The sequence below is a fragment of the Chryseobacterium sp. CG10_8 genome, assembly GCF_058117085.1.
On sequence record NZ_JBYVEB010000257.1, the window covers coordinates 1 to 890 of the forward strand.

1 protein-coding gene is annotated in these 890 nt (G+C 28.2%); it reads right to left on the reverse strand.

All coding sequences use genetic code 11. From position 1 onward, the window contains the following. Positions 1-200 precede the first annotated feature (200 nt). Positions 201-854, reverse strand: a complete 654-nt coding sequence (locus tag AC4AGG_RS16615) for a hypothetical protein (RefSeq protein WP_489773139.1) — start codon at positions 852-854, stop codon at positions 201-203. Positions 855-890 lie beyond the last annotated feature (36 nt).

Below are 890 nucleotides of genomic sequence, written 5' to 3' on the forward strand. Positions count from 1 at the left end.
TAACGAAAAAGTATTAGCGAAGGCGGGCGAAAAGAGAACTGAAAGTTCAATTTCGACGAGACGAAGCCAATTGCTTTTTCTTGGAAACTAAATTACAAAAAAAGTTGGAAAGAAATGCAATTGGCGGCGAAGAATATTCAAATTTTCAATTTGAGTATTCAAGCCCGCTTTCGCTAATACCGTGTTAGCCGTAGTTTTTTTTAATCCCTAAAATGCACTGTTTCTACAGACAATTGAACACTATCATTCACCTTTTCAAATAATAATTTTTCAGCAAATCCGACAATACCGTTCTCATTTTTGTTTTTCGGAGTTTCAAAATAGTAATGATTTTTATTTTTTTGCAAATCTGCAGTTGATTCACGAATTATTTTATTACTTACTGTGTCCAAAATCCTGTATGTTACTTCGTGTTTTTCTTTTTTAGGCTCATTCATTTTTTTGTTTAAATGTTCGGGAAAGTAGAACTTTACTCTAAATTTACCGTTTGTATTTTCAATAACATAATATCTACTAAGCGATTTTACCATTATTCCATCCAAATAGACTTTAACTTGATTTATTTTTTCTTTATTCAGAATAACATATTCAATTTCAATAATTTCATCCTTTTTTTTACTTTTTATTTTCCACCATCCCTCTCTTTTATTATGGTTTCTGTTAAAGTTTCCTCTAATAAAATATTCTGGATTATCACCTAAAACTTTTGTTATAGAATCATTAATTTCTGTTTCCGTAACCGTATAATTTTTCAAATTTGTCAATTCAAATAAATTTAGAATTGGAAGTTTTGTTTTTTTTTGACAAGAAACTATAAAAATTGCGACTAAAAGTGAAAGTAAAGTTTTAGACATTTTCTTTTATTGGAAAGTTTTTTTAAAATTACGGCT